Source organism: Chromohalobacter sp. 48-RD10, assembly GCF_029889785.1.
Lineage (GTDB): Bacteria > Pseudomonadota > Gammaproteobacteria > Pseudomonadales > Halomonadaceae > Chromohalobacter.
The window spans coordinates 1-22,511 of the sequence record NZ_JARANX010000020.1 but is presented as its reverse complement, the minus strand read 5'-3'; the positions used below and the strand labels follow the sequence as shown (position 1 = coordinate 22,511).

Annotated in this window: 19 protein-coding genes and 2 tRNA genes; 8 read left to right on the top strand and 13 right to left on the bottom strand. The window is 59.0% G+C overall.

Annotated features, from left to right (window positions below; genetic code table 11):
* Window positions 1-38: 38 nt before the first annotated feature.
* The 7 genes from lpdA to sdhC all read right to left on the bottom strand — a co-directional run bounded on the left by lpdA (window position 39) and on the right by sdhC (window position 9,470).
* Complete coding sequence (lpdA, locus tag OP496_RS14545) at window positions 39-1,478, bottom strand: dihydrolipoyl dehydrogenase (RefSeq protein ID WP_280561638.1); 1,440 nt, start codon at window positions 1,476-1,478, stop codon at window positions 39-41.
* Between the two features lie 58 nt (window positions 1,479-1,536).
* Window positions 1,537-3,141, bottom strand: coding sequence for a 2-oxoglutarate dehydrogenase complex dihydrolipoyllysine-residue succinyltransferase (gene odhB, locus OP496_RS14540; RefSeq protein WP_280561640.1), 1,605 nt, complete (start codon window positions 3,139-3,141; stop codon window positions 1,537-1,539).
* 41 nt (window positions 3,142-3,182) lie between these two features.
* Window positions 3,183-6,017, bottom strand: coding sequence for a 2-oxoglutarate dehydrogenase E1 component (locus tag OP496_RS14535; RefSeq protein WP_280561642.1), 2,835 nt, complete (start codon window positions 6,015-6,017; stop codon window positions 3,183-3,185).
* Between the two features lie 234 nt (window positions 6,018-6,251).
* Window positions 6,252-6,956, bottom strand: a complete 705-nt coding sequence (locus OP496_RS14530) for a succinate dehydrogenase iron-sulfur subunit (RefSeq protein ID WP_348521295.1) — start codon at window positions 6,954-6,956, stop codon at window positions 6,252-6,254.
* Between the two features lie 19 nt (window positions 6,957-6,975).
* Window positions 6,976-8,748, bottom strand: coding sequence for a succinate dehydrogenase flavoprotein subunit (gene sdhA, locus OP496_RS14525; RefSeq protein WP_280561646.1), 1,773 nt, complete (start codon window positions 8,746-8,748; stop codon window positions 6,976-6,978).
* Between the two features lie 3 nt (window positions 8,749-8,751).
* Window positions 8,752-9,099, bottom strand: a complete 348-nt coding sequence (sdhD, locus tag OP496_RS14520) for a succinate dehydrogenase, hydrophobic membrane anchor protein (protein WP_040244087.1) — start codon at window positions 9,097-9,099, stop codon at window positions 8,752-8,754.
* Complete coding sequence (gene sdhC / locus OP496_RS14515; protein WP_075369620.1) at window positions 9,093-9,470, bottom strand: succinate dehydrogenase, cytochrome b556 subunit; 378 nt, start codon at window positions 9,468-9,470, stop codon at window positions 9,093-9,095. The genes sdhD and sdhC overlap by 7 nt, the downstream gene beginning before the upstream one ends.
* A 393-nt stretch (window positions 9,471-9,863) precedes the next feature.
* On the opposite strand from sdhC, the gene gltA reads away from it, so the two are divergent.
* Entirely contained in the window at window positions 9,864-11,150 is a 1,287-nt protein-coding gene (gene gltA / locus OP496_RS14510) for a citrate synthase (protein ID WP_280561648.1), read from the top strand.
* Between the two features lie 486 nt (window positions 11,151-11,636).
* Here gltA and OP496_RS14505 read toward each other — a convergent pair.
* From OP496_RS14505 to OP496_RS14490, 4 genes are all read right to left on the bottom strand, one after another.
* Window positions 11,637-11,712, bottom strand: a tRNA-Glu gene (locus tag OP496_RS14505).
* A gap of 16 nt (window positions 11,713-11,728) precedes the next feature.
* Window positions 11,729-11,804: transfer RNA gene (locus OP496_RS14500), tRNA-Ala, on the bottom strand.
* 161 nt (window positions 11,805-11,965) lie between these two features.
* Complete coding sequence (gene gltX, locus OP496_RS14495; protein ID WP_280561650.1) at window positions 11,966-13,444, bottom strand: glutamate--tRNA ligase; 1,479 nt, start codon at window positions 13,442-13,444, stop codon at window positions 11,966-11,968.
* Window positions 13,445-13,526: 82 nt separating this feature from the next.
* The gene (locus OP496_RS14490) at window positions 13,527-14,423 is read right to left on the bottom strand and encodes a LysR family transcriptional regulator (RefSeq protein WP_280561651.1); all 897 of its coding nucleotides are present in this window, start codon (window positions 14,421-14,423) and stop codon (window positions 13,527-13,529) included.
* A 409-nt stretch (window positions 14,424-14,832) separates the two neighbouring features.
* Between OP496_RS14490 and OP496_RS14485 the strand changes: the two genes are divergently transcribed.
* The 4 genes from OP496_RS14485 (at window position 14,833) to dusA (ending at window position 17,895) form a co-directional block, all read left to right on the top strand.
* The gene (locus OP496_RS14485; RefSeq protein WP_280561653.1) at window positions 14,833-15,477 is read left to right on the top strand and encodes a helix-turn-helix transcriptional regulator; all 645 of its coding nucleotides are present in this window, start codon (window positions 14,833-14,835) and stop codon (window positions 15,475-15,477) included.
* Between the two features lie 91 nt (window positions 15,478-15,568).
* Window positions 15,569-15,862 (top strand): hypothetical protein, encoded by a 294-nt coding sequence (locus OP496_RS14480; protein ID WP_280561655.1) that lies wholly within the window; start codon window positions 15,569-15,571, stop codon window positions 15,860-15,862.
* A 413-nt stretch (window positions 15,863-16,275) separates the two neighbouring features.
* Complete coding sequence (locus OP496_RS14475; RefSeq protein WP_280561656.1) at window positions 16,276-16,620, top strand: hypothetical protein; 345 nt, start codon at window positions 16,276-16,278, stop codon at window positions 16,618-16,620.
* Window positions 16,621-16,848: 228 nt separating this feature from the next.
* A complete protein-coding gene (gene dusA, locus OP496_RS14470) occupies window positions 16,849-17,895 on the top strand; it encodes a tRNA dihydrouridine(20/20a) synthase DusA (RefSeq protein ID WP_280561657.1) in 1,047 nt (348 codons plus the stop codon).
* Window positions 17,896-17,914: 19 nt separating this feature from the next.
* Here the strand turns inward: dusA and OP496_RS14465 are convergent, their stop codons facing one another.
* Both OP496_RS14465 and OP496_RS14460 read right to left on the bottom strand, forming a co-directional pair.
* Window positions 17,915-18,940 carry a succinylglutamate desuccinylase/aspartoacylase family protein gene (locus OP496_RS14465; RefSeq protein WP_280561658.1) on the bottom strand — a complete coding sequence of 342 codons (1,026 nt, stop codon included), beginning with the start codon at window positions 18,938-18,940 and terminating at the stop codon, window positions 17,915-17,917.
* Between the two features lie 126 nt (window positions 18,941-19,066).
* Window positions 19,067-19,819: a CDP-alcohol phosphatidyltransferase family protein gene (locus OP496_RS14460; protein ID WP_280561659.1), complete on the bottom strand. Its 753-nt coding sequence runs from the start codon at window positions 19,817-19,819 to the stop codon at window positions 19,067-19,069.
* A 179-nt stretch (window positions 19,820-19,998) separates the two neighbouring features.
* On the opposite strand from OP496_RS14460, the gene OP496_RS14455 reads away from it, so the two are divergent.
* The 3 genes from OP496_RS14455 to OP496_RS14445 form a co-directional block, all read left to right on the top strand.
* On the top strand, window positions 19,999-20,976 hold the full coding sequence (locus tag OP496_RS14455) for a zinc-binding alcohol dehydrogenase (protein ID WP_280561661.1): 978 nt from the start codon (window positions 19,999-20,001) through the stop codon (window positions 20,974-20,976).
* Between the two features lie 97 nt (window positions 20,977-21,073).
* Entirely contained in the window at window positions 21,074-21,472 is a 399-nt protein-coding gene (locus OP496_RS14450; RefSeq protein ID WP_280564429.1) for a 6-carboxytetrahydropterin synthase, read from the top strand.
* Window positions 21,469-22,511 (top strand): glycosyltransferase family 4 protein (locus OP496_RS14445; protein ID WP_280564428.1); only part of this gene is annotated, 1,043 nt, incomplete at its 3' end. The genes OP496_RS14450 and OP496_RS14445, both read left to right, overlap by 4 nt.

Sequence of the window (22,511 nt, the reverse complement as noted above, 5' to 3'; positions counted from 1 at the left end):
AGCGACGCGTCTCTACACTGAAACGCTCGTCGAAACGCTTATTTGCGCTTCTTGCGGTTGGCCATATGAATGGCGTGGCCATCCACCGCCAACGCCGCTTCGTGCACGGCTTCCGAGGTGCTCGGATGCGCGTAGCAAGTCAATGCCAGGTCTTCAGCGCTGGAGCCGAATTCCATGGCGATGACGCCTTGCGCGATGAGCTCCCCGGCATGTTGACTGATGATATGCAATCCCAGAACGCGGTCGGTTTCGGCATCGGCAATGACCTTGGCCATGCCTTCCGACGCATTGTTGGCCAGCGCGCGTCCGTTGGCCGAGAACGGGAAGGAGCCCGTCTTGACCTCGATGCCGGCGTCTTTCGCGTCCTGCTCGCTCATGCCAACCCAGGCGATTTCCGGGGCGGTATAGATCACGCTGGGGATAGCGTCGTAATTCATCTCGGCTTTGTGCCCGGCGATGATATCGGCGACCATCACCCCCTCTTCGGACCCCTTGTGCGCCAGCATTGGACCACGTACCACGTCACCGACGGCGTAGACACCCGGTACGTTGGTGCGGCACTGATCATCGACGAACACGAAACCATGCTCGTCGAGCTTGATACCGACATCATCGCTGAGAATGCCCTCGGTGTAGGGACGACGTCCCACACACACGATCAGCTTGTCGAAGGTCTGCTCCTGCTCGCCGTTAGCGTCGGAATACTTGACAACGACTTCCTTGTCCTTGATCTCGGAGCCCGTCACGCGAGCCCCCATCTTGATGTCCATGCCCTGCTTCTTGAACAGCTTCTGGCCTTCCTTGGCAATGTCCTGGTCGACCATCGGCAGGAAGGCGTCCATCGCCTCGAGGACCGTGACTTCACTGCCCAGGCGATTCCAGACACTGCCCAATTCGAGGCCGATGACACCGGCACCGATCACACCGAGACGCTTGGGCACCTCGTCGAACTCGAGCGCACCGCTGGAATCGACGATCAAGCCCTCGGTCAAAGGCGTCGGCGGGATATCGACCGGCACAGAGCCGGAAGCAATCACGATGTTCTCGGCATCATAGGTGGCCGTCTCGCCATCTTGACCGGTGACTTCGACCTGCTTGTCGGAGACGACCTTACCGGCGCCTTCCAGCGCCGTGACGCCGTTGGCCTTGAACAGCGCGCTGATGCCGCCCACGTTCTTGGCGATGACGCTTTCCTTGAACTCCTGCATCTTGGCGATGTTGGGGGTCGGCTCGCCCACCTCGATGCCGATCTCCGCGTAATGATCGCGGGCTTCGACAAACTTGTGAGAGGTTTCCAGCAAAGCCTTGGAAGGAATGCAGCCCACGTTCAGGCAAGTACCGCCGTGAACGGTCTTGCCTTCCTTGTTGACCCACTTCTCGACGCACGCGGTCTTCAAGCCCATTTGAGCAGCGCGAATGGCCGCCACGTACCCGCCAGGCCCGGCACCAATAACGATCACATCGAATTTATCGGCCATGAAATCATCCTGTTCGAATTCAGTTAATTAGTCGCAACACATTGTTCGGCGACAGCCATCACACGTCGAGCAAGAAACGTGCGGGATCTTCGAGCAGTTCCTTGATCGTGACCAGGAATTGCACCGCGTCCTTGCCGTCAATCATGCGGTGGTCATAGGAGATAGCGAGATACATCATCGGACGAATCTCGACCTTGCCGTCGACGGCCATCGGACGCTCCTGGATCTTGTGCATACCCAGAATCGCTGTCTGCGGCGGATTGATGATCGGTGTCGACAGCAGCGACCCGAAGATACCGCCGTTGGTGATGGTAAAGGTGCCACCCTGCATGTCTTCGATGCCGATCTTGCCGTCACGACCGCGCTCGCCGAAGTCGACGATGCTCTTCTCGACATCGGCAAGTTTCATGCTGTCGGTATCACGCAGCACCGGTACGACCAGGCCACGCGGCGTGGACACGGCGACACCGATGTCCTGATAGCCGTGATAGACGATATCGCTGCCATCGATCGACGCGTTCACGTCGGGGAAACGCTTGAGCGCCTCGGTACACGCCTTGACGAAGAAGCCCATGAAACCGAGCTTGGTATCGTGCGCCTTGAGGAAGGTTTCCTTGTACTGACTGCGCAGATTCATCACCGCACTCATGTCCACCTCGTTATAGGTGGTCAGCATGGCGGCGGTCTGCTGTGCCTGCACCAGACGCTTGGCGATGGTCTGGCGCAAACGGCTCATCGGCACGCGTTGCTCTGGACGATCACCCTCGACGGCGGGTGCCGGCGCTGCGGCAGCCTTGACGTCGCCGCCCTCGGGTTTGCCGCCCTCGGGTTTGGCGCTCTTCTTGGCGGAACTGTCCTTGACGGCCTTCTGGACATCTTCCTTGAGGATGCGACCGCCCTTGCCGGTGCCTTCGATCTTACTGGCATCCAGGTCATGCTCGGCGACCAGCTTGCGTGCTGCCGGCGCAAGGATCTTGTCACCGACCTTCTCATCACTGCCGGTGTCTTTCGACTCGCTCGCCGTATCGCCAGATGCGGAAGCCTCACCGCCCGCGGCATCACCGCCGGCGCCTTCGGCGAACAATGCGAGCACCGCTTCGGACTCGACCTGCTCGCCTTCTTGCACCTTGATCTCGCTGAGGGCGCCATTGGCCGGGGCGACGACTTCGAGCACTACCTTGTCGGTCTCGATGTCCGCAAGGATATCGTCACGCTTCACCGCTTCACCGACCTGCTTGTGCCAGGTGGCCACGGTCCCTTCCTGGACGGATTCCGGGAAGCTGGGCGCCTTGACGTCATACTGGTTGCCAGACGCCGCCGACTTGGCATCGTCGGACTTGGCTGCTGCCGCGTCCTGCTTCTCGCTGGTCTCTTCTTTTTTCTCTTTTTTCGAGTCCTCGGCAGGCTTTTCTCCGCCACTTTCACTCGCGGCGCCCAGCATTCCGAGCACCTGCTCAGAATCGCACGTATCGCCTTCTTCCACCTTGATTTCGGTCACGGTACCGGCGTCCGGTGCCACGACTTCGAGAACGACCTTGTCCGTCTCGATCTCGACAATCAGCTCATCACGTTCAACGCTATCACCGACCTTCTTGTGCCAAGTGGCGATGGTGCCCTCGGCAACGGATTCCGGGAAATTCGGCGCTTTGATCTCAGTAGCCATGTCGTTTCCTTAGTGTTTTCTCTCGATCCCGATGGAACGCCTCAGCCAGTAATGGCGTCTTCCACCAGCTGACGCTGCTGTTCAACATGGACGGACATGTAGCCGGATGCCGGTGCGGCAGATGCCGGACGCCCCGCAAACTTCAGATCGCGCCCCAAGCCTTCCTGCACCATATCGGCCACCAGACGCATGTGATGCTGGCTTTGATACCAGGCGCCCTGGTTGAGCGGTTCTTCCTGACACCAAACGACCTGTTCGAGGTTCGAATAGGTCTTGAAGACCTCGTACAGTTCTTCCTTGGGGAAAGGATAGACCTGTTCCAAACGCACGATCGCAACATCGTCGTTGCCATTCTCGGCACGATAGCTCACCAGATCGTAGTAGACCTTGCCCGAGCACAACACCACGCGCTTGACACTCTCCGTGTCGAGCTTGCCTTGATCCGGCAGCACCATTTCGAAGCGGCCATTGGCCAGATCTTCCAGCGTCGAGGTTGCTTCCTTGTGACGCAGCAGGCTCTTCGGTGACATGATCACCAGCGGCTTGCGCAGCGGACGAATCACCTGTCGGCGCAGAAGGTGGAATATCTGGGCCGGCGTGGTCGGCATGCAGACCTGCATGTTGTGCTCGGCGCACAGTTGCAGGAAGCGCTCGAGACGCGCCGAGGAGTGCTCGGGTCCCTGCCCTTCATAGCCGTGCGGCAGCAGCATGGTAAGCCCGCAAAGCCGTCCCCACTTGGTCTCACCGGAGGAAATGAACTGGTCGATCACCACCTGTGCCCCATTGGTGAAGTCACCGAACTGGGCTTCCCAAATGATCAAGGCCTTGGGTGTGGTCGTGGAATACCCGTACTCAAACGCGAGTGCCGCTTCCTCGGAAAGGAAAGAATCGCGGATGGTGAAATTTGGCTGGTCTTCCTTGATGTACTCCAGCGGCACATAAGTCGAACCGTCTTTCTGGTTATGCACGACGGCATGACGATGAGAGAAAGTGCCGCGTCCTGTATCTTGGCCCGTCAGGCGTATCGGATGGCCTTCATCCAGCAAGGTGGCATACGCCAGCGTCTCGCCGAAGCCCCAGTTGATAGCCAGATCACCAGCGGCCATCTTGCGGCGATCCTCGTAGATCTTGGCCACCTGGCGCTGTACCTCGACTTCCTCGGGGACTGCGCACATTTTGTCGGCAAGCGCCTGCATACGCGTCATGTCGATCGACGTATCGGCATCACCAGTCCACGTGTGCCCTAGATAAGGCGTCCAGTCGACGAATAGCTCGGTATTGGGCTCCTTGACCAGCGCATTGGCAACGTGATTGCCTGCCACAAGATCATCGCGATACTTCTCGACCATGGCGGCCGCTTCGTCGTCGCTGATCATGCCCTCTTGCACCAAGCGCGCCACATAAAGCTCACGCGAACTCTTGTGCGACTTGATCTTCTGGTACATCAGCGGCTGGGTGCCGGAAGGCTCGTCAGCCTCGTTGTGGCCGCGCTTGCGATAGCAGACGAGATCGATCACCACGTCCTTGTTGAACTGGTAACGATAATCGACGGCCACCTGGGTGGCATGCACCACCGCCTCGGGATCGTCGCCGTTCACGTGGAAGATCGGTGCCTGGACCATCTTGGCGATATCGGTGCAGTATTCCGTGGAACGTGCGTCATCGGCTCGTGATGTGGTGAAGCCGACCTGGTTGTTAATGACGATATGCACGGTACCGCCGGTCTTGTAGCCACGGAGCTGGGACATCTGGAATGTCTCCATGACCACGCCTTGGCCGGCGAGAGCGGCATCACCATGAACGACGATCGGCAGTACCTTGGCACCCTCGCCGTCTTCGCGGCGGTCCTGGCGGGCACGCACGGACCCTTCGACCACCGGCGTGACGATCTCGAGATGCGAGGGGTTGAACGCCAAGGCCAAGTGGACCTCGCCACCCTCGGTCATGACGTTGGAACTGAAGCCCTGGTGGTACTTCACATCCCCCGAGCCTTGCTGGATGACTTTCTTGCCGTCGAACTCGTCGATCAGTTCCGACGGACTCTTGCCCAGCAAGTTGACCAGCAGGTTGAGGCGACCCCGGTGCGCCATGCCGATAACGACTTCCTTGGTGCCATAGTTACCAGTGCGCTGGATGATTTCGTCAACCATCGGGATAAACGTCTCGCCGCCTTCCAGCCCGAAGCGTTTGGTGCCTGGGTACTTGGACGCGAGATAAGTTTCCAATCCCTCGGCAGCCGTCAAACGCTCGAGGATGTGCTTGCGCACATCGATGCTGTAGTCCGGCTTGGAGCGCACCGATTCGAAGCGTTGCTGCAGCCAACGCTTTTCGTCGGTGTCAACGATATGCATGAACTCGCAGCCAATGCTGCGGCAGTACGTCTTCTCCAGGACGTCGACGATTTCCTTGAGCGAGGCTTGATCCTTGCCCAGGAACAGCGAGCCGGTCTGGAAGGACGTCTCCATGTCAGCGTCGGTCAGCTGATGGAAGGAAAGATCCAGATCAGGAATTGGCGTCGGGCTGCGCAGCCCCAGCGGGTCGATATCGGCACGCTGATGGCCGCGAAAGCGGTATGCGTTGATCAGCTGGAGAACCTTGACCTGCTTCTTGTTCTCGCTGCTGTCGGCGACACCGGCGGCGGGTTTGCCACGCTGGTTTTGCGCCAACTGATAGAACTGATCACGAATCGGACTGAGAGGAACGTCGTGAGAGGGGGCGCCTTCCGGACGAGGTAACTGATCGAAATAGTTACGCCATTCGTCGGGAACCTCAGAGGGCTCGACGAGATATTGCTCGTAGAGCGCTTCCACGTAGTGGGCGTTGCCGCCGCTGACATGGGAAGTGCGCCACATCAACTCCATTATGCCTTCTTGCATTTCTTAATCACCCTATGCACTGATGGGTGTTCTTGGCGCTGGCACGCCCGGACGTGCCGGCGTCACTTGGGACCTGCGGGAACAGGTTGGCGTCACACGCGATGCTAGGGTCCACTTATCGTCAAAAGCCGGTGCGCAGGGCACCGGCTAACGGCGATCGTTGGACCGGCCTCCTGCGACGGCATGTCGCAGGAAGAAGCTTGTTGCCAATGATAACAAGCCACGCGGCGCGATTTAAGTGGCATTAGACAGTAACATCTCACGAATCTTGCCAATCGCACGCGTCGGATTGAGCCCTTTAGGACACACCGCCACGCAATTCATGATGCCACGGCACCGGAACAGGCTAAACGGATCCTCAAGCCGCGCCAGGCGCTCGCTCGTTGCGGTATCACGCGAATCGGCAAGGAAGCGATAAGCCTGTAGCAAGCCCGCTGGCCCCACGAACTTGTCCGGATTCCACCAGAAAGAGGGGCAAGCCGTAGAGCAGCAGGCGCACAGGATGCACTCATAAAGCCCATCGAGTTTTTCGCGCTCTTCCGGTGACTGCAAGCGCTCGGTGGCCGGCGCAGCGGTATCGTTTTGCAGATAAGGCTGGATGCTCTCGTACTGCTTGTAGAACATCCCCATATCGACCACCAGATCACGAATAACCGGCAAACCGGGCAGTGGACGCAGCACCAGCTTGTTGTCCTTGATCACCTCGGACAACGGCGTGACGCAAGCCAAGCCATTCTTGCCGTTCATGTTCATGCCATCGGAACCGCAAACCCCTTCGCGGCAGCTACGCCGGTACGCCATGGAACTATCCTGCTGCTTGATCATTTCAAGTGCATTGAGAACCATGATGTCGCGGCCCTGCGTGTCCAGCTCGAACTCCTGCATATAGGGCACGGAGTCGGTTTCCGGGTTGTAGCGATAAATGGATATCTGAAGCATAGACATCTTGGACAACCCCTTAGTAGGTGCGAATTTTCGGCTCGAAGGTCTCGACGGTCTTTGGCGCAAAGTTCACGTCACGCTGCCCAAGCCGCTTCTCGACCGGGAAGTACATGGAGTGCTTGAGCCAATTGGCGTCGTCGCGATCCGGATAGTCGTAGCGCGAATGCGCGCCGCGGCTTTCCTTGCGGTCCAAAGCGGAGATTGCCGTGGCTTCCGCCACCTCGAGCAGATTGTCGAGCTCCAATGCTTCGACACGCGCGGTGTTGAAGGCATTGGATTTATCGGCCAGATGCGCATTACCGATACGCTCGCGGAGATCGGCCAGTTTCTTGACGCCCTCCTGCATGGTGTCTTCCTGGCGAAAAACACCGAAATCGTTCTGCATGACCTCCTGAAGTTCTGCACGCAGCTCAGGAATTGCCTCGCCACCGCTCGATTCATCCCAGCGGTTGAGGCGGGCCATGGCACTGTCGATATCGGACTGAGCCGCCTCGAGGTAATCGACCCCCTCATTGAGCGCTTCTTCGATGAACATGCCGGCGGCACGTCCGAAAACCACCAAGTCTAGCAGTGAATTGCCGCCCAGACGGTTGGCACCGTGCACGGACACACATGCCGCCTCGCCACAGGCGAACAGCCCGTTGACGATCTGATCGTTGCCATCGGCGTCCTGCATGATCGCCTGGCCGTGGACGTTGGTCGGCACGCCACCCATCATGTAATGGCACGTCGGCACGACCGGAATCGGGTCTGTGGCGGGATCGACATGGGCGAAGGTCTTGGATAGCTCGACGATACCCGGCAGACGCTTACCCAGAACCTCCTCACCCAAGTGATCGAGCTTGAGCATGACGTGGTCACCGTTTTCGCCACAACCACGCCCTTCAAGGATTTCCATGACCATGGCGCGAGCCACGACATCGCGGCCGGCCAGATCCTTGGCGTTCGGCGCGTAGCGCTCCATGAAGCGCTCGCCATCCTTGTTGATCAGATAGCCGCCCTCGCCACGACAGCCTTCGGTGACCAGGACTCCGGCCCCGTAAATACCGGTGGGGTGGAACTGCCACATCTCCATATCCTGCATGGAGAAGCCAGCGCGAAGCGCCATGCCGATACCATCGCCGGTATTGGTCAGCGCATTGGTCGTTGACGCGTAGATGCGGCCCGAGCCACCGGTCGCCAGCACCGTGGCCTTGGACTTGATATGCACGAGTTCACCGGTTTCGATGCACATGGCGATACAGCCCACTACATCGCCATCGGCATTTTTCACCAGGTCCACCGCATACCATTCATTCAGAAACACGGTGTTATTTTTCAGGTTGTTCTGATACAGCGTATGTAGCAGCGCATGGCCGGTACGGTCGGCAGCGGCACATGTACGCGCGGCCTGGCCGCCCTTGCCGAAGTCCTTGGACTGACCGCCGAAGGGGCGCTGATAGATGCGGCCGTTATCGAAACGCGAGAACGGCAACCCCATGTGTTCTAGCTCGAAAACCGCCTTGGGGCCTTCGGAACACAAGTACTCAGTGGCATCCTGGTCGGCGATATAGTCACCGCCCTTGACGGTGTCGTACATGTGCCAGCGCCAATCGTCATTGGGATCGGCGCTGGCGATGGCGCAGGTGATGCCGCCTTGGGCGGAGACGGTGTGCGAGCGCGTCGGAAAGACCTTGGAAAGCACCGCGGTCTTCTTGCCGGACTTGGCCAGCTCGAGCGCGGTACGCAGGCCGGAGCCACCGCCACCGATGATGATTGCGTCGAATGTCAGGCTACGCATATTGGACATGGATTAGGCTCCCCAAAGGACTTGAACGCCCCACACCAGAAAAACAAAGATGGCCAGCATGACGACCGCTTGAAATGCAAAGCGTGCACCCGCCTGCTTGAGATAGTCGGTGGACACCGTCCACAAGCCGACCCATGCGTGCGCCGCGATGGAAATAAAGGCCAGCAGAGAAAAGATGCGCATCCAGGTCTGCGAGAAGAGACCGCTCCACGTGGCGTAATCAAGCCCCGGATGGAACAGTAGATACAGGACCATGAATACGGCATAGACTGCCAGAATGATGGCCGAGACTCGCTGGATCAGCCAATCGGACAGGCCGCTACGACCGAGGTTCGTGATATTGGTTACCATACCCAGACTCCTGCCAGAACCACCAAGATGGCACTGATCACGACCGTGATCTGCGCCTTGCGATATCCGCCCTCGAGATCCACGCCAATACCTGCATCCATCAGCAGGTGCTTGATGCCGGCCACGAAGTGGAAGCCCAGCGCCGAGAGCAATCCCCAAGCAATCAGTTTGGCGAGTACGTTGTTGGCGAGGGTGTCACGCACTGCTTCGAATCCTTCGGGAGACGACAGTGACGCGTCGAGGGCCCAGAAACCGAAGATCAATCCCACGAAGAGGATGACACCGGTAATGCGGTGGGCAATGGAGGTCAATGCGGGAAGTGGAAATTTTATAGTCGTCAGGTCTAAGTTTACGGGTCTTTTGCTATTCACGGCTCATCACACTCTCTTGGCCCGCCAGCGGCTAGGGCTGTACCCGGTGCGGGCGGTGGTTTGAGGGGGAGGCCTTGGTCGAGGGCTTACATGACCAAGCCATGCTCCTGCCAGTCGCGCGGGTTAAGATTATAAGGACCGGGGGATGTCATGACAAATGAGATAGCCCTTGCAGCCATCCGCATGGACGCGTCAAATAGGGTAACACTTCCGGGTGAAAACCTTGCTCGCCCCCTTTCTATCGCCACGTCAGGACACACCATGCGCGGCGGCGCCATGGTCACAGGCGCCCTAGGCCCAATTGACAATCCACCGCGTGGTTCTATAGTAGGCGCATTATTTTCGCTGGCATGGCAAGCAAGACAAAGACTTAGGTATAAAGAGGAGGCCATAATGGCTGACAGGAAAGCGCAGTTGACGGTAGAAGGGTTGGACAAGACGATCGAGTTCCCTGTCTACTCCGGCACCGTCGGGCCTGATGTGATCGACGTCCGCGGCCTGACCAGTGAAGGTCTGTTCACATACGACCCGGGCTTCGTCGCCACCGCCTCCTGCGAATCAGGCATCACCTACATCGATGGTGCTGCAGGCGTTCTTCTCCATCGCGGCTACCCCATCGGCCAACTCGCCGAGCACTCCAATTACGTCGAACTCTGTTATCTACTGTTGTTCGGAGAGCTCCCCAGCAAGGCACAATACGACGACTTCGCGGCCACCGTGAGAAATCACACCATGGTCCACGAACAACTCGTCAACTTCTTCAAGGGCTTCCGTCGCGACGCTCATCCGATGGCGATCCTGTGCGGCGTCGTCGGTGGCCTGGCCGCCTTCTACCACGACAATCTGGACATCACCAAAGAAGAAGAGCGCCGCGTCAGCGCGATTCGCCTGATCGCCAAGATGCCGACCCTGGCCGCAATGTGCCACAAATACAACATAGGCCAGCCATTCAATTATCCGCGCAATGACCTGGATTACGCGGAGAACTTCCTCTACATGATGTTCGGCAACCCGTGTGAAAGCTACGTGGTCAACCCGGTTTTCGCCAAGGCCATGGACCGGATCTTCATGCTGCATGCCGACCATGAACAGAACGCCTCCACCTCGACGGTTCGTCTAGCAGGTTCGACCGGTGCCAACCCCTTCGCCTGCATCAGTGCCGGCATCGCCGCACTATGGGGTCCGGCTCACGGTGGTGCCAACGAAGCCGTGCTCAACATGCTCGATGAGATCGGTGATGAGTCCGAGGAGAACATCCAGCGTTTCATCGACCGCGCCAAGGACAAGGATGATCCGTTCAAGCTGATGGGCTTTGGCCACCGCGTCTATCGCAATTTCGACCCGCGCGCCAAAGTCATGAAGGAAACCTGCGACGAGGTGCTGGGCGAACTCGGCATGGCTGACGACCCGCAGCTCAAGATCGCCAAGCGGCTCGAGCAGATCGCATTGGAAGACGACTATTTCATCGAGCGTAAGCTCTATCCAAACGTCGACTTCTATTCGGGCATCATCCTCAAGGCGATCGGCATTCCGACCAACATGTTTACCGTCATCTTCGCCATGGCCCGTACGATTGGCTGGACTTCCCACTGGAACGAGATGATCAGCGGCAGCTATCGCATCAGCCGCCCGCGTCAGCTCTATATAGGTCATTCCCAGCGGGACTATCCAACCAAGTAACTTGCTAGCCACAACCCAACCGAGATACTCCCGGACAGGTTACTGCACGCAAGCATCACGGACCGCCTTCAGGGCGGTCCGTTGCGTTTGACTCCGCGTCTTCCCGCCCCTAAAACCTCCCGCTCCCACAGCCTTGTTCTTCTGCCCCTGACGCCGCTGGGCGTTTTCCACACTTTCTGTGGATAAACCTGTTCAAAACCTTTCGGTAGTTCGCCAGGAACACCATGACAAGGCGGTTACGCTCAAATCGGTTAATTTTTAACCTTCTATAAGTGATTGAAAAATCGAATATTTTTCAATAGCGCGCAGCATGAGGGGCCTCATCCGGCGTTATACACAACACGAAAAGGGTTACGACACGGCAGTGGACAAAATTCCGGAGGTGTCAAGGGGAAAAACGTATAAAAACGTCTAATGGCGAACGAGAAGCAGACACAAAAAAAGACGCTTCAGCGTCTCTGATATCGCCACTACTGTGGGCAAGGGTGGCGTCCCATAGGGGGTTTGAACCCCTGTTACCGCCGTGAAAGGGCGGTGTCCTGGACCACTAGACGAATGGGACGCATTGTCTTGATGCTTGGTGGAGCCTAGCGGGATCGAACCGCTGACCTCAACACTGCCAGTGTTGCGCTCTCCCATCTGAGCTAAGGCCCCGCGCTTCAAGACGGTGCGTAGAATACTGATAACGCCGAGATTCGTCAATAGCTGTTGAGAAGGAAGAAGGAAGAAGGAAGAAGGAAGACAGTCTCTGGAGTTTTCTTCCCTCTTCCAGGCGCGCAGCGCCGCTCTTCCAGCTCCGGGCGAAGCCCGGGAGCTTACAGCTCCCGATATTCCTTCTCGAAGCGTTTGGTCTGCTTCTTGGAGATACCCCCCAGCACCTCGATGGCATGGCGCAAGCGTGCCCGTGTCATGTCCGAACCGAGAATCGCCATGGCATCCAGCACCGAGGTAGAAGTCGCGCTCCCCGTAACGGCGATGAAGACCGGTGCCAGAAACGCTTTCATCTTCATATTGAACGCCTCGGCCAGGAACTTGACCTCGTCGAGCAAGGCTTCCTTGTGCCAACTGGAAACGCCTTCCAGTCGCCAGGTCAAAAACTGCAGTAACTTGAGCAAGTCCTCATTCTCGAGCTTAATGCCCTCGAAACTGGACGCCTCGAGCGGCGGCACCCCCGAAAAGAAATGCCCGGCCAACGGCATGACATCGGAGAGTGTCGAGATTCGCGGACGTACCTGCGGCAGAATTTGACTGACGTACTCTTCATTGAAGGCCCACTCTCTCAGGGCCTGCAGCAAGGCAGCATCGTCCAGATCCTCGCGGATATAGACCCCATTGAGCCAAGTGAGCTTCTCTAGATCGAACACCGGCCCCCCCAGCGACACACGCTGGATATCGAAGTTTGCCATCATCTCTTCGAGGGTGAATTTCTCGCGGTCGTTGGGCATGGACCACCCCATGCGGCCCAAATAGTTGGTCACCGCCTGCGGCAAAAAGCCCATGTGCCGATAATAATTGATCGAGGTCGGGTTCTTGCGCTTGGACAGCTTCGACTTGTCCGGGTTGCGCAGCAATGGCATATGGCACAGCGTCGGCATCGACCAACCGAAGTACTCATACAGCAGCTTGTGCTTGGGTGCCGAGTTGATCCACTCCTCACCGCGCATGACATGCGTGATGCCCATCAGATGGTCGTCGACGACATTGGCAAGGTGATACGTTGGCATGCCATCAGACTTGAGCAGGATCTGGGCATCGACCTGCGCCCAATCGACTTCGATCTCACCCCGCAGCATGTCGCTGACGATGCAACTGCCCTCGCTGGGTACCTTCATGCGCACCACGTAAGGCCACTGTTCGCGCTCGCGACGCGCGACTTCTCCATCGCTAAGCGCCAGGTCGGCGGGCTTGAGCGCCAGGTGCAGCCCCGCCGCCTTGCGTGTCTCACGCAGCTCATCGAGTTCCTCGCTGGTCCGATAGCACTTGAACGCATGCCCGGTGTCGAGCAACTGCTGTGCATATTGCGTATAGATGTCGACACGCTCGCTCTGCCGATACGGGCCATGAGGGCCACCGATATCCGGACCTTCATCCCATTCGAGCCCCAGCCAGCGCAGAGAGTCGAGGATCATCTGCTCCGACTCGGCCGTCGAACGCATCCGGTCCGTATCCTCGATACGGAGGATGAACTGCCCGCCGTGCTGACGCGCGAAACATAGGTTGAACAGCGCGATATAGGCCGTGCCGACATGGGGATCGCCGGTCGGCGACGGCGCAATACGTGTACGTACGGTCATGAAGTTCCCGATCATTGGTGACTGACGATGGGGGACATTATACGCATGCACCTCCCCGGCATCAGCACCGTCGACGTCTTCTTCACAAGGCCAGGTGCTCGCGAAACCACTCCGTAATGAAATCCAGGTAGGCGCGAGTCTTGTCAGGCAGGTATTTGCGCGAACGAAACAACACCAACATGCTGCCGTGCTCATTCCAATACGGCTGCAAGAGTGGGGTCAGCTGCCCCTCCTCCACTGCCGCGCGCGCCGCGAATGTAGGCAGATAGGCCAAGCCAAACCCCGCCTTTGCCGCTTCGACCACACCCAGCAGATTATTGATTACCAGACGCGAATTGGGCTCTATATCCAGCGGCTGTCCATTGAGCGAAAAGCGCCAGTGAGCACCTAGGTCGTAATTGCCGTAGAACACTGTATCGAACTCGGCGATGTCCTTGGGATGCAGCGGCCGTCCGACACGGGCCAGGTAATCCGGCGCGGCGTACAAGCCATAGACCACCTTGCACAGCGGGCGCGATACCAGGCTCGATGGCGGCATCGGCCCCATGCGAATGGCCAGGTCCACCGAGTCGTCGATGGGCTCGAATCGCTGATCCTCGAGCAGGATTTCCACCGACATCTCGGGATAGCGGCGCATGAAGGCGGTGGTCGGCTCTGCCAAGTACATAAAGCCGAAGCTCACCTGGGCACTGACCTTGAGTTGCCCCCGAGGTTGCGACGTCACCGACTGGACCTGCGCCTCCGCCGTCTGCAACTCCTCGATGACCCGCAACCCATGCTCGTAATAGATCTGTCCAGCTTCCGTAAGGCGCAGCGAACGCGTCGAGCGATTGAGTAGACTGACGCTTAACTCATCCTCGAGTGCAGCCACACGCTTGGAAGCCAACGACTTGGAGATACTCAGACGCCGCGCCGCGGCGGTAAAACTGCCCGCACGAACGACCTCGACGAAGACACGCAATGCATCCAGTGTCGTCATGTTGAAGATACTCCGACTACCAGTTTCCAATTTAGAAACACTAGTTTTCGATTGTACCCTCTTATTACGCAAAGGCCGACTGCCTATAATGGCAGCGCTCGGGCAGGCGATGTTTCGCTCCCGACACGCGTGGTCTTTTCTCAGCGAAAGTGCCACGCGCACGCTAACGGCGTCAGGCAGCTTCGGCTGTCCTGTGCCGTGTGGCATCTTCAGTGAAACGAGCTTTTCTTTGCGCCACCAGGCTGTTCTCCGGAACGGCCGGCGCTCTTTTCTTCCTCATTCTATCCTTCCCCATGCTGCAACACGGTTCCGGCATGCGCACTGCATTCTGGTCATAACCCCCAACCCGAAACATACTTTGGTATTGGCTGGATATGCTAAAGCGTTAACCTCATGGCGAGATGTCTACATGGACGCACTGGGACCCCGAATCAAGCAGCTAAGGATATACGCCGGCTTGAGCAAGGCCGCCTTGGCCAGACGTGTCGGCGTATCGGACGTCACGATTTCCTATTGGGAATCCGGCACCATCAAGCAGGTCGGACATGAGCGACTCATCGCGCTGGCCAACGCGCTGCATTGCTCACTCGAACGACTACTCGAAGATGGCAATGCCGTCGCCACACCCACGGCCTCTCAACGTATCACCGAGGACGCACCCGGCAGTGCCCCCCTATTGGCACTACATGCCATGCCTCCAGTGCCGTGGAAAGCTCACACGCTCGCGGTCCCTCTCCCGACCTCGGGCACCGCCATCGATACCCTCGTTCGGGGATGTTACCTAGTGACGCCGGGCGCAGGCGAGACATTCGCCTATCTCGAGGAAGGCGATATCGCTGCCATTCTTCCCACCTCGCAATTCCGGCAGGAAGGGCTTTACCTGATCGACTGGCGGCATGCACTCACGATCCAGCATCTGAGCCAGCCTGAACCCGAGACGTTGCGCATCGCCGATCCTGCGCACCACACTACTGTCGATCCAAACCAGCCCTTCCCCTTTCATATCGCGGGGCGCCTTCAGGCTCGCTGGAAACAACGTGACGACAGCGATTGACGCCACCCGGCAGACTTTTCTGACCGTCTCAGGGATTTAATGGATCACATCTTGGTCCATACTAATGCATACCTCATCAACGGGAGGCCGCATGATAAAAGCCATTCTGCTGGTGACACTGTTCGCCCTGGCATGGTCGGTACTGGCCGATGACCCTGGCCAGCACGACTCGCTCAACGACAGTCGACAGCGCAATCAACTGCAACGTGACGTCAGCAGCGACCGCGCCACCACGATCGAACGTCGCCAGTCGCTGAACCGCAGCGAACACCGCGATGAGCGTTTCGACGAGCGCCAGCGGCAAGAGCGTCAACTCAAGCGCTCTCAGCGCCGTTTGGAAGACTCGCAACGCGAGCTTAGAGATCAGCGCAACCAATCGCCCTGATACAAAAAAGCCCGACCAATCCCGGCCGGGCTTCCGTACAAATCTGCATTTCCTTGCAGTCATGACGGACTTCCTGTCCGTGCCTCCGTGCTTACCTAGGTGTCCTTTTTACCTAGCTTCCTTGCTTTCCGCCCTTCCGTGGCGGACATGATCAGCGTGGCAGAAGAATTTCAGTAGTCAAAATAACCTGAATTAAACAACCCCAATTTAATGTTATGTCTCGGAAAGTAAGAGAGTATCAATACAAGATCTACTGCTCTTCAAGTATCAATACGCCAGTAAGGCTAGAACAGGCATCGCCTTGACTCTCGCCGTCGATCCCCATGCAGCGCATCGCTATCCTCGACAGTCTAAGCCCTAGCCTGACAGTAGAGACTATGAAATCATAAGCACCCTATATATTGGAGAACATCATGCAGTATGCAAAATATGGCCGTGTAGCTTTAGCGATCATAACTGTGGGTATTCCCCTTTTGTCGACAATGGCCTCAGCCTCCAGCGAAGAAGCTTGGAGCGACTTCCGTGCCAACGTCGAAAAAACATGTCGTGCCGCCGCAGCTGACAGCTTCAATGTCGAAACGATTGCAGTGGATCCCTTTGGCTCCAAACACTTCGGCCTTGCCCGCCTGACCGGACATGAGCGCGGCACCAAGAAGCGCTTACAAATACTATGCGCCTACGATAAGCAGACTCAGCAAGCTGAAATCGGCGGCCCCATGGATATTAAAACGGACATGCAGGCAGGCAAACGTCAATAAGGCAATTAGATGTCGGGACCCATGTGCTATTCGCTGGTCAGGTCGGCGATCCGGACCCAAGCGATGCGGACCTGAGCAAGATATGAGACGCTGCTCTCCCTTCGTCGGCGCTTCCTGATCGTCGCCAAAGTAAACCTCCCAGGTACCGAATCGAAAGCACTGCGAGTACCAAATGAGTACCAGCATGGTTCGAAAAACCTAACCAAAACACTGTAAATATGAACAGTTATGAGTGATAACGCAACTGCTCCAACCGGCATGAGTACTGGCACCAAGCACCGCAATCTGGATAGGACTTTCTCCGTCGCCCCGATGATGGATTGGACGACCCGCGACTACCGCGCGTTTGCCCGTACACTGACGCGTGAGGCGCTGCTGTATACCGAAATGGTCACGACCGGGGCGATTCTGCATGGCTCTCCGCGCGAGCGCTTTCTCGGGTATAGCGACGTGGAGCATCCGGTGGCGCTACAACTAGGCGGCAGCGATCCTGCTGCACTGGCGGAATGCGCCGCCATCGCCGAAACCTGGGGCTACGATGAAGTCAATCTGAACGTCGGTTGTCCCAGCGATCGGGTACAGAACAACCTGATTGGTGCCTGCCTCATGGAGCACCCAGGCAAGGTGGCGGCGGCGGTCCGTGCCATGCAAGCAGCAGTTTCGATCCCGGTCACGGTCAAGTGCCGCATCGGCATCGACGAACAGGACGAAGACGCCGACCTGGCGCACTTCATCGAGCGTGTCGCTGATGCCGGCTGCGAGGTCTTCATCGTGCATGCCCGAAAGGCCTGGCTCGAGGGGCTCTCGCCCAAGGAAAACCGTGACGTGCCGCCGCTCAATTATCCACGCGTGCATCGTCTCAAGGCGCAGTATCCCGACCTTCATATCGGCATCAACGGCGGTATCAAGACGCTGGACGAGTGCCAAGCGCAGCTCGAGAAGGTGGATAGCGTGATGATCGGGCGTGAGGCGTACCAGAATCCCTGGCGACTGGCCGGTATCGATGCCGCCATCTACGGCGGCACCTCGCCCGTGAGTAGCCGCCATGCGGCCGCGCGTGCTTTCCGGCCCTACATCGCCGAACGCTTGGCAGAAGGGGCCAAGCTCAACCACGTCACCCGCCACCTGCTCGGCCTGTTCCAAGGCTGCCCCGGCGGGCGTCAGTTTCGGCGTCACCTGTCGGAAAATGCCCATCGCCACGGTGCCGGGCTGGAGGTTTTCGACGAAGCATTGGCCAAGGTGCGCGAGCTCGACACCGCAAACGCCGTCGCCTGAGCTGACGCAGTGGGCCAGGCTATAGCTCCTGGCGGGTCTCGAAATCGGAGTGGAAGGTTTCAACGGCGTTCTCAGCCTCTTCGATTTCATCGAAGCGCGCCACATGAAACAGTGCTTCGCCCTCATTGGCGAGCGGCAGATTGCTCATGCCAATGACGATACCATCGGCGTTGGCGAGCACTTCCTGCTCGGCATTACCGAACGGATCGGCAACGCGTCCCAGCACATCGCCCCGTGCAACGCGTGCGCCCAACCGCGTCCGAGGCCGCAGAATGCCGTCGCTGGGCGAGCGAGCCCAACTCGAGCCATTGGCGACCTCCGCCACTGCAGGCGCATGACGACGCCGATCGGTGGGGAGCATGCCCAGCAAACGCATCACGCGCTGCACACCTCTTACCCCCGGCGCGATCGCCCACTCATCGAAACGCAGCGCCTCGCCAGCTTCATAGGTCAGCACCGGCACATCACGTGACTGCGCATATTCCCGCAGACTTCCCTCGCGCAACTCGGCATTGAGAATCACCGGCACCCCAAGCGCCTCGGCCATGGCCTGGATCTCAGGTCGATTCTGGAGCTGTGCTCGCACCTGCGGAAGATTAGTGCGATGAAGTGCCCCGGTATGCAAATCGACGATGTGTGTCGCCAAGTCGACGATCTGCTCGCGAAACAGCGACGCGACGCGCGAGCCCAGCGATCCGACCTCACTCCCCGGAAAGCAGCGATTCAAGTCGCGTCGGTCGGGCAAGTAACGCGTCTGCTGCACGAAACCGAAGACATTGACGATCGGCACCGCGATCAACGTGCCCCGCAAGCGCGATAGCGACGCCAGCCTAAGCATGCGACGCACGATCTCGACGCCGTTGATTTCGTCACCGTGGATGGCCCCGCACACCAGCAGCACCGGTCCTGGTTGACGGCCATGAACGACCTCGACGGGAATATGCAGCGGTGCATGGGTGTAAAGCTTGGCCACCGGTACATCGATCTGTGCCCGGCTGCCGGGCGGAATACGCGTACCGGCAAGTTCGAAGGGAGCGCGAGCCATGCGTGTTCCTATACCGTAGATGGCGGATTCTTTATACCCGCCATGGCGCCTCATGAGGCCAAGTCATGCAAGCGATTCTTATTTTAGCCGTCACTGGAGGGCCCTGACCTCTCCCAGACCGTCACCTTAGATACGCATGCGTCGATGGCGATATAGCCACGCGATATCACTCGCAAACGAGTACATCAGTAATACCAGCGCCAGACCCACACAGAGCATGGCCCAGAGGGGGGAGACGAACGGCAGCAGCGCCACCAACAGACTAGCGACTTGCCAGACACATATCAGCTTGCGGCGCCGGCTCTGGGGCAACGGTCGACGCAACCATGTCCATGCATACCCCGCCGCTACGAAGGTGTAACGCATGGCGCCCACTACCAGCACCCACCCCCCGAGCTTGTCGAGCACGATGAGCGCGCAGCACAGTACAGCGATGAAGAAGGCATCCAATTCCATATCGAAGCGGGCCCCGAAGGCAGTGGCGGATTGCGTCTGCCGGGCTACCCAGCCATCAAGGCCATCCAGGCACAAGGCCAACAGTGCCAGCCCTGCCATTTCCAGTGCATGGCGCTGCATGAAAGCAGGAAAGGCCATACTGCCGGCAAGCAATGCGATCAGCACTCCCCGCAGCAGAGTCACGCGATTAGCCCAGCCCAACCAGCGCCGTGCCGCCGGCCATGCCCAGAGGATGATCAGCGCCATGCCCAAGTATACCCCCCCTACCGACCAGCCAAGCCCCACGGGTGCTGTCAGGTGCCACTGCACGGCCTCTACCAGCACTCCCACAAGGCATAGACCTAACAGCAGTTCAAGGACCGCCGGCAAACCATGCACCAAGGACGGCTTGCGACCAGTAATATGGGGTGAGGTGGAACGCATGCCCTTTCTCCGAAACTTTCTGGTCTCACTATGGCAGAGATACCGATGCTCAGCGCTATTTTCACTACGCTGATGGCACTCACGACTGGAAATAAAGTGGTACAGAAAAGCAGATATGTACAATACCTGTACATGAATGATGTCATGGACGATACTCAAGGTGAATAAGGAGATTTGCCATGCTCGCAGCGAACGCCCAGGCTTTCTGGATACAGGCACCGGGGCACGGTGAGATCAAACAGCACGCCTTGCCCTCCCGCCAAACGCATGAGCTGTTGGTCAGAACACGCTACAGCGCCGTCAGCCGCGGAACCGAAAACCTCGTTTTTCAAGACAAGATCCCGGAGAGCGAATATACACGCATGCGTGCGCCTTTTCAGGAAGGGGATTTCCCGGGGCCGGTCAAATATGGCTATGCCAACGTCGGCGTGGTCGAGGAGGGACCGGAGGCCTGGTGCGGCCGCGAGGTCTTCTGTCTCTATCCTCACCAGACACGCTATATCGTTCCCATCGAGGCCGTCGTTCCCCTACCCGAGGATCTTCCCGCCACACGCGCGGTCCTCGCGGCCAACATGGAAACCGCCGTCAACGCTTTGTGGGACGCCGCCCCACGCGTCGGCGACCGAATCAGCGTTATCGGCGCCGGCGTGGTCGGTAGCCTGGTCGCCTGGTTGTGCCAACAGACTGCTGGCGTGCGCGTTCAATTGCTCGACATCGATGCCGGCAAGGCCGAGCTGGCCGCTGAGCTTGGCCTGCCCTTTCGTCATCCACACGATGCCGAGGATGAACAGGACATCGTGATCAACGCTAGCGGCAATCCGCACGGCCTACGCAGCGCCCTGACACTGGCGGGATACGAAGCGGAGATCATCGAACTGAGCTGGTTCGGACGCGACGAGGTCACACTACCCCTCGGCGAGGCTTTTCACTCTCGGCGGTTGACGCTGCGTGCCAGCCAGGTCGGCGGTGTCTCGCCAGCGCGACGCGCGCGACGCAGTCATGCCCAGCGCCTGCAACTGGCTCTGACGCTACTGCGCGACGCCCGCCTCGATGCCTTGATCGACGCTGAAAGCGATTTTCAAGACTTACCCACCACCTTGGCACGCCTGAGCGACGCGGATCGCCCGGCACTGTGTCATCGCATACGCTATTCGTGACGCTATCGCCAGGCGGTGGCGCCCGTGTTACACGCATAACCACTAACACGCACAACCGGTAATACACATAGTCGGCAATACAACAGGAGTCACACGGATGTTCAGCCTGACGGTTAGAGACCATTTCATGATCGCGCACAGTTTCAACGGCGAGGTCTTCGGCCCCGCGCAACGCTTGCACGGTGCCACCTACGTGGTCGATGTCGCCTTCAAGCGCCCCGAGCTCGATCGCGACGATCTCATCGTCGATATCGGCCTGGCCAGCCAGACGCTGTCCCGCATTCTGGGCGATCTCAATTTCAACAACCTCGACGACGTGCCCGAATTCCAGGGTCACAACACTACCACCGAGTTCATGGCCAAGGTGATTTTCGAACGCCTCGCCCACGCCATCCGCCAGGGCGAGCTCGGCGAGACCGGGCATGGCCTGACGGCCCTCGGCGTCACGCTGCATGAATCGCATATCGCCTGGGCGAATTACGAGGGCGCGATATGAGCCATCCCGTGACCCTGATCGTCGCCGGCGACCCCGCACAGTTGACCGGCGGCTACGTCTATGACGCGCGCATCGCCACGGCCCTGCGGGAACAAGGCTGGTCGGTCGAGGTCATCGGCCTCGAGGGGCGTTTTCCCGAACCCGACGCCACGGCGAAAAAGGCACTCGAAAACGCCTTGGTAGCCCAGCCCGAAGGCGCCCATGTGATCATCGACGGACTCGCGATGGGCGGATTGCCCGACGTTCTCGAGGCCCACGCCCAGCGTTTGACGCTCACCGCCCTGATTCACCATCCGCTCGCCGATGAAACCGGCCTCGGCGACGCCGAACGCGAGCGCTTCTTGATCAGCGAAACGCGCGCACTATCGGCGGTGCGCGACATCATCGTCACCAGCCCTTTCACCGCTCGGCGCCTGGCGGATTTCCAGGTGGGTCCTGAGCGCTTGCACGTGGTCGAACCCGGCGTGATGCGCGCCGCGCCGGCACGTGGCAACGCTGAGGTGCCACGCCTTTTGTGCGTGGCCACGGTCACTCCGCGCAAAGGACACGATGTACTCGTCGAAGCGCTGACCACGCTGACCGACCTGCCCTGGACATGCGACTGCATCGGTGGTCTAGATCGCGCACCGGCGCATGTCGAGCATGTCCAGGCACGCATCGCCGCCCACGGCCTGGAAGAACGCATCCAGCTGCTCGGCGAGCGACCCGCCGATGCTCTGGACGAGGCCTATCACGCCAGCGATATCTTCGTACTGCCCTCTCATTACGAGGGCTACGGCATGGTCGTCAGCGAAGCCTTGGCGCATGCCCTGCCCGTGGTCACCACCACCGGCGGCGCGCTTGCCCATACGCTGCCAGACGATGCCGGCCTCAAGGTGCCCGCCGGCGATGTAGATGCGCTCGCCGGCGCCTTGCGCGAGATGCTCGATGACCCGAGCAAGCGTCAGACATGGCGCGAAGGCGCCGAGCGCGCCCGGGCCTCGCTGCGCGATTGGTCACAGGTCGGTGCAGCCTTTGCCACCGCTTTGCAACGAGGCGC

Bases quoted from the DNA above. Each gene is read 5' to 3' on its own strand.
- OP496_RS14535 (WP_280561642.1), bottom strand. From the start codon at position 6,017: ATGCAAGAAGGCATAATGGAGTTGATGTGGCGCACTTCCCATGTCAGC.
- sdhD (WP_040244087.1), bottom strand. From the start codon at position 9,099: ATGGTAACCAATATCACGAACCTCGGTCGTAGCGGCCTGTCCGATTGG.
- OP496_RS14460 (WP_280561659.1), bottom strand. From the start codon at position 19,819: ATGCGTTCCACCTCACCCCATATTACTGGTCGCAAGCCGTCCTTGGTG.
- sdhA (WP_280561646.1), bottom strand. From the start codon at position 8,748: ATGTCCAATATGCGTAGCCTGACATTCGACGCAATCATCATCGGTGGC.
- lpdA (WP_280561638.1), bottom strand. From the start codon at position 1,478: ATGGCCGATAAATTCGATGTGATCGTTATTGGTGCCGGGCCTGGCGGG.
- OP496_RS14485 (WP_280561653.1), top strand. From the start codon at position 14,833: ATGGACGCACTGGGACCCCGAATCAAGCAGCTAAGGATATACGCCGGC.
- OP496_RS14450 (WP_280564429.1), top strand. From the start codon at position 21,074: ATGTTCAGCCTGACGGTTAGAGACCATTTCATGATCGCGCACAGTTTC.
- gltA (WP_280561648.1), top strand. From the start codon at position 9,864: ATGGCTGACAGGAAAGCGCAGTTGACGGTAGAAGGGTTGGACAAGACG.
- OP496_RS14475 (WP_280561656.1), top strand. From the start codon at position 16,276: ATGCAGTATGCAAAATATGGCCGTGTAGCTTTAGCGATCATAACTGTG.
- OP496_RS14490 (WP_280561651.1), bottom strand. From the start codon at position 14,423: ATGACGACACTGGATGCATTGCGTGTCTTCGTCGAGGTCGTTCGTGCG.
- dusA (WP_280561657.1), top strand. From the start codon at position 16,849: ATGAGTGATAACGCAACTGCTCCAACCGGCATGAGTACTGGCACCAAG.
- OP496_RS14455 (WP_280561661.1), top strand. From the start codon at position 19,999: ATGCTCGCAGCGAACGCCCAGGCTTTCTGGATACAGGCACCGGGGCAC.
- OP496_RS14480 (WP_280561655.1), top strand. From the start codon at position 15,569: ATGATAAAAGCCATTCTGCTGGTGACACTGTTCGCCCTGGCATGGTCG.
- OP496_RS14530 (WP_348521295.1), bottom strand. From the start codon at position 6,956: ATGCTTCAGATATCCATTTATCGCTACAACCCGGAAACCGACTCCGTG.
- odhB (WP_280561640.1), bottom strand. From the start codon at position 3,141: ATGGCTACTGAGATCAAAGCGCCGAATTTCCCGGAATCCGTTGCCGAG.
- gltX (WP_280561650.1), bottom strand. From the start codon at position 13,444: ATGACCGTACGTACACGTATTGCGCCGTCGCCGACCGGCGATCCCCAT.
- OP496_RS14465 (WP_280561658.1), bottom strand. From the start codon at position 18,940: ATGGCTCGCGCTCCCTTCGAACTTGCCGGTACGCGTATTCCGCCCGGC.